The following is a 9,008-nucleotide window of genomic DNA, read 5'->3' on the forward strand; positions in this document are numbered from 1 at the left end:
TGTCGCTGCTGGCGCGAGATTGGGCTATGTGGTCTTAGTTAAGGTCATGTTGAAAATGAATTCGTTAGTTCAGTGTCAAAAACGCAATAAGTCCGACACCAAGTAGCAAACGGTAAATCACAAATGGGGTCATTCCCATACGAGAAATTAATTTCAAGAAGAAGTGAATACAAATATATGCACTAATAAATGACGTAACGATTCCCGTCATCAGGAAGCCGAAATGAATGGGCTCACCACTAGTTACTAATTTGAGACCTAAGTAACCACCCGCAAGCAGAATAATTGGGATAGACATTAGAAATGAGAAACGCGCTGCCGCTTCTCTAGTAAATCCGAGATAAAGTGCGGCGGTAATTGTCGCACCTGAGCGAGAGGTTCCAGGGATCATTGCCAAAGCCTGGCTGATACCGATAAACAGAGCTTTCTTCCAATCGGCACTATATTCATCATCCACTAACTTGGCATTTTTATCGACAAACCACAGCAGCAAGCCAAAAACGATGGTTGTTGTCGCAATGACCCATGCGCTACGCAAGTAGATTTCAATAAAGTCCTTCATCAGTAGGCCAAAGACACAAGCCGGAATCGTCGCTAAAACTATCATCCATGCCAGTTTTGACTCTTTGCTTCGCTCTCCCTTAAAAATGGAGGCAAAGAAAGCAGAAAGAAGACTAACAACTTCATTGCGGAAGTAAATCACCACCGCGGCTAACGTACCAACATGGACGGCAACATCAAAAGCCAGGCCTTGATCTTCCCAACCTAAAATTGCCGAAGGTAGAATTAGATGCGCTGAACTCGAAATGGGCAAGAATTCCGTCAAACCCTGAATTAGAGCCAGAATAAAGGCTTCAAAGTAACTCATTAAAATCTCATCTTTTTATTAGCTAAACCACATAGGAACAGGCTCTAGAACAACATCAAAATGGGACTGCTGCCAGATTTGTTCAATCGTCCGCCCATCTTGAGGCACAACCAGCTGTGGACAAAGCTCTACCAAAGGCTGGAGAACAAAAGCATATTTAAAAATATCGCTGCGTGGTAATTGCGGCTTTTCGCTGGAAACCTGTTCACCAAACAAAATAATGTCGAGATCGACCGTTCTTGGCTCAAACTTACCCGCGTCCACCGCGCGCCCCCATTTCAGCTCAATATCTCTCAATTGACGTGAAAATTCTGTCAATGTAAGTGATGTTTTGATCTCTGCCACTAAGTTGTAGAAGGCATGGCTTTCAAAACCAACGGCTTCGCATTCGAAAATCGTCGAAAGACGAATATCCTGCCCGAGAGCGCTAAGCTCTTCAATCGCCGCTTGAATATGCTTGCGTCGATCGATATTCGATCCTATGCCAACATAAGCGGTTATCATGCAACGCCTCGTTCGATGATAACACCCACTCCTTTAGCTTGCGGTACAGCTCCTGGTTTGGTTAAACGAATCTTAATCCAAGGCACATTGAAACGCGTCATAATCAACTCAGCAATCTCTTCTGCAACACGCTCAACAAGCAGGAAACGTCCACCTTCAATATACGATAGAACGGCGGAACTCACCTGAGCATAATCGAGAGCATCAACAACATCATCGCTTTTACCTGCCGGACGATTGTCATGAGCCATTTCAATATCAAGCACTAACTTTTGCTTAATCTCTTGCTCCCAGTCGTATACACCGATCGTAGTAATTACTTCCAATTGCTCGATAAATACTTTGTCCATCTGTTACTTCCTTAGAGGTCGGATACCCAAATCAGGTAAAAAGTCGTACAATTTCTGCCTCAAACCTCGTACATGTGTAGTTTGAGAGCGTCAAGCGCGATATGATATCAGTTACTTGCTTGGCTAACACCTGTTTCGGACGAGTTCTCTACTATGACCCCACTAGCACTGGTTATGATCATTTCAGCCTATCTACTAGGCTCGATCTCGAGTGCGGTTTTAATTTGTCGTATTTTGAGATTGCCGGATCCACGAGGAGTGGGTTCGAACAACCCGGGCGCAACGAATGTTCTTCGAATCGGTGGCAAGAAAGCCGCGGTTGCTGTCTTACTCTGTGACATGCTGAAAGGCACCATACCCGTTTGGGGTGGTTACTTTTTAGGTATTGATCCCATTATGCTAGGCGTGATTGCCATAGCGGCTTGCTTAGGACATATGTACCCTATTTTCTTCCATTTTAAAGGCGGAAAAGGCGTAGCAACTGCACTGGGCGCGATCGCTCCTATTGGATTAGATCTGACCGCGATGATTATTGCTACGTGGATCGGTGTTGCTTTTTTGTTTCGATATTCTTCACTCGCGGCACTTGTCACTGTATTGCTCGCACCGTTCTACACTTGGATGATAAAGCCACAATATACTCTGCCAGTCGCCATGCTCTGCTGTCTGATCATTTTCAGACACCATCAGAATATAAAACGCCTATTGGAAGGTACTGAACCTAAAGTCGGTGAAAAGAAGAATGGATTAAATAAAGCCTCATAACGAGGCTTTATTTTTGGATGGCGAACAACTTTAAGCGTGTATTCTGTCTAGGAAATTTTTAAGCATTTCTGTGACAAACTCCGGCTGTTCAAGATTCGAGATATGCCCAGCCCTCGGGATCTGAATGAGTTCTGAACCACTAATGCAATCGTGCATAAGATAAGACTCTAACACTGGGCGAGGTTTATCCTCCTGCCCAACTGCAATCAGCACCGGCAGAGCAAACTTCTCAATATCTTCAATCTGATCTCGACGACCAAACACCATTCGCCCTACGCGTGCGACCTCTACAGCTTTCTCACCTTTCAATGCCAGCAGAGATTGAACGAACTGATCCACCAATTGAGGGTTATCTTGTTGAACATTATTGGCAAAAAATAGCGGCGTGACGGCTTCGGCAATCGGTGCAGGCACCGTTTGTGCCTGACAGATGGCATCGAGCATCGCAAAATACTTTTTATGGGTAACTTCAGGCTCCAAGCCAACAAATGTATCCATCAGCACTAAGGCATTCACACGCTGCGGCGCGAGTGAGACAAGTTCAGTCCCCCACATTCCCCCAACCGATAAACCAACCAGTGAGAAAGTTTCAATATCTAGGTGATCCATCAACGCAAGAATTTGCTGAGCGTAGTCAGTCAGTGAGCGTGTTGAACTAGGAGCAAAGTCAGAATCACCATGTGCCCACAACTCAGGGACAATACAACGATAGTGTTGGCTCAATGCCTCAACCTGCGGAGCCCACATTTGGCTGTCCCACAAGTAGCTGTGACCAAAAACAATCACAGGTCCTTGACCTACATCCTGATAGGCCATTTCACAGCCATCAATGGCAAACTTATTCATCTTTTGTATTCCAGATATTATTTCCAAAGTGCAGCCTATCATTATTTGGGTAATGAAGAGCTCGGAGCTTAGATATAGCAAGGTCGCCCAATGAGGCGACCTTTTTTATGCATCGTTAGATTATGCAATAGACTCAAGTTGGTCGATCGGCCAACGTGGCACCGCTTGAACGGAAAGATCGGCGACTTCACCATTTTTTAGACGCTGCATACCTGCGTAAGCGATCATCGCGCCATTGTCGGTACAGAACTCGGTTCTAGGGTAGTAAACTTCGCCGCCGATTTTCTTCGCAAGCTGTTCTAAATCGGCACGTAATCTGCGGTTAGCACTAACGCCACCAGCAATTACGATACGCTTGAATCCCGTTTGTTCCAGTGCACGCTTGCACTTGATAGTTAAGGTTGCACACACTGCCTCTTCAAACGCAAGGGCGATATCTGCACGCGTTTGCTCATCATCGCCATTCGCTGCAATGGTATTCGCGGTAAAAGTTTTTAAACCAGAAAAACTCATATCTAGACCCGGACGATCTGTCATTGGTCGTGGAAACTTGAAGCGACCAGGCGTGCCTTTTTCGGCCAATTTCGATAGCAGTGGACCTCCAGGATAATCGAGCCCCATCAGTTTCGCGGTTTTGTCGAACGCTTCACCTGCTGCATCATCAATCGATTCACCCAGAATCTTGTATTCACCGATGCCTTTAACTTCAACCATCATAGAGTGTCCACCCGATACTAACACCGCAACAAACGGGAAAGGAGGTGGATTATCTTCCAGCATCGGAGCAAGTAGGTGGCCTTCCATATGATGCACAGGAACCGCCGGAACTCCCCAAGCATAAGCAAGGCTGCGACCGATTGTTGCGCCGACTAACAACGCCCCCACAAGACCAGGGCCTGCCGTGTAAGCAACGCCGTCAATATCTTTTGGAGTCAGATTTGCCTCAGCCATAGCGGCCTTGATCAACGGAATTGTTTTCTTAACGTGATCACGAGAAGCCAGTTCAGGAACGACACCACCGTAATCGGCGTGAAGTTTTACCTGACTATAAAGCTGATGAGAAAGTAGCCCCTTCTCATCATCATAAATAGCAATTCCCGTTTCATCACAAGAGGTTTCGATACCAATAATGCGCATGGTTTACCCTGGATGTCTTTGTCTCAAATTCAAAATTGGCGCAATCTTACCGCGCCTTAGCTTCTCAAACAAATTTTGTGCAAACTCTACCCAACAAAATACTTTACAAAGCCAGTGTGATCGGATTAAAATTCCGCACCATTTTTGATCAAGCTGATTGTAGACCTAGCGACTAAGTTAGGTACTGTGAAGTCAGCATTAACGAATTAACCCCTGAGGTGAAAGGCATATGCCAGTAGTTAAAGTACGTGAAAACGAACCGTTCGACGTTGCACTACGTCGTTTCAAACGCTCTTGCGAAAAAGCAGGTATCCTTTCTGAAGTGCGTCGTCGTGAGCACTACGAAAAACCAACTACAGTTCGCAAACGCGCTAAAGCAGCAGCTCAAAAGCGTCACGCTAAGAAGCTTGCTCGCGAAAACGCTCGTCGCGTTCGCCTGTACTAATAACTAAGTCCTAAAGGATTCTAGTTATGGCTCTGATTGAAAAACTCAAAGAAGAGCAAAAATTAGCGATGAAAGCCAAGGACAAAGCGCGCCTTGGCACTATCCGTTTAGCTCTGTCAGCAATTAAGCAACGTGAAGTAGACGAACAGATTACTCTGAACGACGACGACATTCTTGCTGTTCTGACTAAAATGGTTAAACAACGTCGCGACTCTGTCGCTCAATTTGAAGCAGCTAATCGTCAAGATTTAGCTGATGCAGAGAAAGCTGAAATTACCGTACTTGAGGAATTTATGCCTCAACCACTCACTGACGATGAGGTAGCAGCATTGGTTGACAATGCGATTACTGAATCAGGTGCTGCGGGCATGCAAGACATGGGTAAAGTAATGGGCGTTCTTAAACCTCAAATTCAAGGGCGTGCAGATATGGGGAAAGTAAGTGGTTTAGTTCGCTCTAAACTGGCTTAATCTCCCAAATCAATTGCAACAAGCCGTGCTATCCTTCGGAATGCGCGGCTTGTTTGTATCTACTCTTTCATTTTTTGTTAGTGCGTTTTTCTAAGGTTTTATGGCAGGACACATCCCTCGTAGTTTCATCGATGACCTCCTCGCTCGACTCGATATTGTCGACATTGTTGACGCTCGCGTAAAACTTAAGAAAAAAGGCAAAAACTACGGCGCTTGCTGCCCTTTCCACAACGAAAAAACGCCGTCTTTCAGCGTCTCTCAAGAAAAACAGTTCTATCATTGCTTTGGCTGTGGTGCACACGGTAATGCCATTGATTTTATGATGGAGTATGAACGCTTAGAGTTTGTCGAGGCGATTGAAGAACTCGCCTCTTACCTCGGATTGGACGTTCCTAGAGAACAAAGACAAGGCGGTGGTTTTCAATCCAACCAACCGCGAGCCAATACAGAACAAAAGCGTAATCTATACGACATTATGGGCAGCATTGCTCAGTTTTATCGTGATCAGCTCAAACTGCCTAAAAGCAAAATAGCCATTGATTATCTGAAAGATCGTGGGTTGTCCGGCCAAATTGTACAGAAATTTGGTATTGGATATATAGCCGATGAATGGGACTTAGTACGCAAGAATTTTGGTCAAACACAGCAAACGCAAGATATGTTGGTTACTGGCGGTATGCTGATCGAAAACGATAATGGCAATCGCTACGACCGTTTTCGTGGACGTGTGATGTTTCCAATTCGAGATCGCCGTGGACGAGTGATTGGATTTGGTGGCCGTGTTATTGGCGACGGCACACCTAAATACCTAAACTCTCCAGAGACGCCGATCTTCCATAAAGGCAAAGAGCTTTACGGCCTTTATGAAGTCATGCAGGCATACCGAGAGCCACCACAAATCTTAGTGGTTGAAGGCTATATGGATGTGGTTGCTTTGGCCCAGTATGGTGTGGATTACTCGGTTGCTTCCCTTGGTACCGCAACTACTGGTGACCAATTGCAGTTGCTACTACGCAGCACTAATCAGGTTGTTTGTTGTTATGATGGCGATAAAGCAGGACAGAACGCAGCGTGGAAAGCGATGGAAGAAGCTGTTACATATTTAGGTGGTAACAAAACCATCAAGTTTATGTTTTTGGACGAAGGCGAAGACCCTGATTCATTTATAAGAAGACACGGGAAAGAAAGGTTTGAAGAAGAAATACAGCGCGCCCTCTCTCTTCCTGCTTTCATTCTAGATCGACTTTTTAAAGCTGTCGTTGATAACAGCAGCCGTGATGGAAAACTACGGGTTGTAACTCTCGCTTCCACTATAGTCAGCAAAGTAAAAGACAATACACTGAAAGACTATTTAATAAGTGAGCTTTCCAGAAGGTTAGGAATCGGTTGGGAAGAGAATAAATTAATTAAAGCTATTGCAGATATTAATTCCAAGAATAACTCTCAAGTTTCAGTAAATCGGATACCTCAGCCACATAAAGAGATCAAGCGCACACCAATGCGTGAAGTGATCGCTTTGCTTATTCAAAATCCGAACTATGCTGATATGGTACCGGATCTCTCAACTGTGAGAGAGCTAACAGTGCCTGGTCTAAGTTTATTTGTCGAAGTGCTTGAATATTGTCACCAGCACCCCAATATAACTACGGGCCAGCTACTTGAGCGCTGGCGAAATAGTAGCCATGAGGCATTGTTGTCACGTCTAGCTGGGTGGGAAATCCCCCTCGACGAAGACAACGAAAAAGATATATTTTTAGACTCGCTGGACAAAATTCTTGCCCAGTGTGTTGAAAAGCAAATTGAAAATCTGCAGGCCAAAGAAAGAAGCGTCGGTTTATCAACCGAAGAGAAACGGGAGCTACTAGCGTTAATGCTAGATTTAAAAGCGTAACCCTATTCAGATAGTCAGCAATCAATTAATTTGTTAAGATGTGTGGTTTGCAACTCGCATACTAATTCCTTCACCAGATACTAAGTTGGATACCGTCTATGGATCAAAATCCGCAGTCACAGCTAAAACAACTTGTCATTAAAGGCAAGGAACAAGGCTATCTGACCTACGCAGAAGTAAACGACCACCTGCCAGCAGAAATCGTCGACTCAGAGCAGGTCGAAGATATCATTCAAATGATCAACGACATGGGCATCCGAGTAGTAGAAACTGCTCCTGATGCTGATGATCTTGCACTGAATGATGACGATACAATCACCGATGAAGATGCGGCAGAAGCCGCAGCGGCTGCGCTATCTAGCGTAGAAAATGAGATCGGCCGTACTACAGATCCTGTTCGCATGTACATGCGTGAAATGGGTACTGTTGAACTATTGACTCGTGAAGGCGAGATCGATATTGCTAAGCGTATTGAAGATGGTATTAACCAAGTTCAAAATGCAGTGGCAGAGTATCCGGGCACTATCCCATACATCCTCGAGCAATTTGATAAAGTTCAAGCTGAAGAGCTACGTCTGACCGACCTTATTACCGGTTTCGTTGATCCAGATGCAGATGAAACAGCAGCACCAACTGCCACACACATCGGTTCTGAGCTTGCAGAGTCTGAGCTTGAAGACGAAGACGCGGAAGATGAAGAAGAAGATAGTGATGACTCTGAAGAGGAAGAAGAAGATACAGGTATCGATCCTGAACTTGCTCTAGAGAAGTTTACTTCGCTACGTAACACTTTCCAAAACTTCCAGCTAGCGTGCAATGAATACGGTGGTGAAAGTTCAAAAGCACAAGCCGCTCACGAGCTTGTGTTAGATGTGTTCAAAGAGTTCCGTCTAACTCCAAAACAGTTCGACTACCTAGTTGAAGAGCTACGCACTTCAATGGAACGTGTACGTACTCAAGAGCGTCTTATCATGAAGGCAGCGGTTGAGTATGGCAAAATGCCGAAGAAATCGTTCATCACGCTATTCACGGGTAATGAATCAAGTGATGCATGGCTTGACGAGATCTTAGCGTCTGATAAACCATACGCCGAAAAAATTCGTCGCAGTGAAGAAGATATTCGCCGTTCAATTTCAAAACTGAAAATGATCGAAGAAGAAACTTCTCTGACAGTTCAAAGCATCAAAGATATCAGCCGTCGTATGTCTATCGGTGAAGCGAAAGCTCGTCGTGCGAAGAAAGAGATGGTTGAAGCGAACTTACGTCTGGTTATTTCTATCGCTAAGAAATACACCAACCGCGGCCTACAATTCTTGGATCTTATCCAAGAAGGTAACATCGGCCTGATGAAAGCAGTAGATAAGTTCGAATATCGTCGTGGTTACAAGTTCTCAACTTACGCCACTTGGTGGATTCGTCAGGCAATTACTCGCTCGATTGCAGACCAAGCTCGTACAATTCGTATTCCGGTTCACATGATTGAAACCATCAACAAACTGAACCGTATCTCTCGTCAAATGCTACAAGAGATGGGCCGTGAGCCTCTGCCAGAAGAGCTAGCAGAGCGCATGCAAATGCCTGAAGATAAGATTCGTAAAGTACTTAAAATCGCTAAAGAGCCAATCTCTATGGAGACACCAATCGGTGACGACGAAGATTCGCATCTAGGTGATTTTATCGAGGACACTACGCTAGAACTGCCTCTAGACTCTGCAACCGCAACCAGTCTAAA

The 9,008-nt window shown here is 45.0% G+C and carries 10 protein-coding genes; 5 read left to right on the forward strand and 5 right to left on the reverse strand.

Going from position 1 to position 9,008, the window contains the following annotated elements; genetic code table 11:
* Positions 1–64: 64 nt before the first annotated feature.
* Genes DA100_RS06225 through folB form a run of 3 tightly spaced genes read right to left on the reverse strand, consistent with a single transcriptional unit; the run spans position 65 to position 1,722 of the window.
* Positions 65–868 (reverse strand): undecaprenyl-diphosphate phosphatase, encoded by an 804-nt coding sequence (locus DA100_RS06225; RefSeq protein WP_138971403.1) that lies wholly within the window; start codon positions 866–868, stop codon positions 65–67.
* Between the two features lie 18 nt (positions 869–886).
* Positions 887–1,372 (reverse strand): 2-amino-4-hydroxy-6-hydroxymethyldihydropteridine diphosphokinase, encoded by a 486-nt coding sequence (gene folK / locus DA100_RS06230; protein WP_138971404.1) that lies wholly within the window; start codon positions 1,370–1,372, stop codon positions 887–889.
* Positions 1,369–1,722 carry a bifunctional dihydroneopterin aldolase/7,8-dihydroneopterin epimerase gene (gene folB / locus DA100_RS06235; RefSeq protein ID WP_138971405.1) on the reverse strand — a complete coding sequence of 118 codons (354 nt, stop codon included), beginning with the start codon at positions 1,720–1,722 and terminating at the stop codon, positions 1,369–1,371. Before folB ends, folK begins: the two co-directional genes overlap by 4 nt.
* Positions 1,723–1,875: 153 nt before the next feature.
* On the opposite strand from folB, the gene plsY reads away from it, so the two are divergent.
* Positions 1,876–2,487 carry a glycerol-3-phosphate 1-O-acyltransferase PlsY gene (gene plsY / locus DA100_RS06240; RefSeq protein ID WP_138971406.1) on the forward strand — a complete coding sequence of 204 codons (612 nt, stop codon included), beginning with the start codon at positions 1,876–1,878 and terminating at the stop codon, positions 2,485–2,487.
* Between the two features lie 30 nt (positions 2,488–2,517).
* On the opposite strand, the gene DA100_RS06245 is transcribed toward plsY, so the two are convergent.
* Together DA100_RS06245 and tsaD are read right to left on the reverse strand one after the other, a co-directional pair.
* Positions 2,518–3,333 (reverse strand): alpha/beta fold hydrolase, encoded by an 816-nt coding sequence (locus tag DA100_RS06245; protein WP_138971407.1) that lies wholly within the window; start codon positions 3,331–3,333, stop codon positions 2,518–2,520.
* A gap of 120 nt (positions 3,334–3,453) precedes the next feature.
* Positions 3,454–4,470 carry a tRNA (adenosine(37)-N6)-threonylcarbamoyltransferase complex transferase subunit TsaD gene (gene tsaD, locus DA100_RS06250; protein WP_138971408.1) on the reverse strand — a complete coding sequence of 339 codons (1,017 nt, stop codon included), beginning with the start codon at positions 4,468–4,470 and terminating at the stop codon, positions 3,454–3,456.
* Between the two features lie 229 nt (positions 4,471–4,699).
* Here tsaD and rpsU point away from each other — a divergent pair, with 229 nt between their 5' ends.
* The 4 genes from rpsU to rpoD all read left to right on the forward strand — a co-directional run.
* On the forward strand, positions 4,700–4,915 hold the full coding sequence (rpsU, locus tag DA100_RS06255) for a 30S ribosomal protein S21 (protein WP_001145625.1): 216 nt from the start codon (positions 4,700–4,702) through the stop codon (positions 4,913–4,915).
* Between the two features lie 26 nt (positions 4,916–4,941).
* Positions 4,942–5,385 (forward strand): GatB/YqeY domain-containing protein, encoded by a 444-nt coding sequence (locus tag DA100_RS06260; RefSeq protein ID WP_138971409.1) that lies wholly within the window; start codon positions 4,942–4,944, stop codon positions 5,383–5,385.
* A gap of 100 nt (positions 5,386–5,485) precedes the next feature.
* Positions 5,486–7,276 carry a DNA primase gene (gene dnaG, locus DA100_RS06265; RefSeq protein ID WP_138971410.1) on the forward strand — a complete coding sequence of 597 codons (1,791 nt, stop codon included), beginning with the start codon at positions 5,486–5,488 and terminating at the stop codon, positions 7,274–7,276.
* 98 nt (positions 7,277–7,374) lie between these two features.
* A partial coding sequence (rpoD, locus tag DA100_RS06270; RefSeq protein ID WP_138971411.1) for an RNA polymerase sigma factor RpoD occupies positions 7,375–9,008 on the forward strand: 1,634 nt, incomplete at its 3' end.

Source organism: Vibrio sp. Hep-1b-8 (assembly GCF_006124995.1).
Classification (GTDB): domain Bacteria; phylum Pseudomonadota; class Gammaproteobacteria; order Enterobacterales; family Vibrionaceae; genus Vibrio.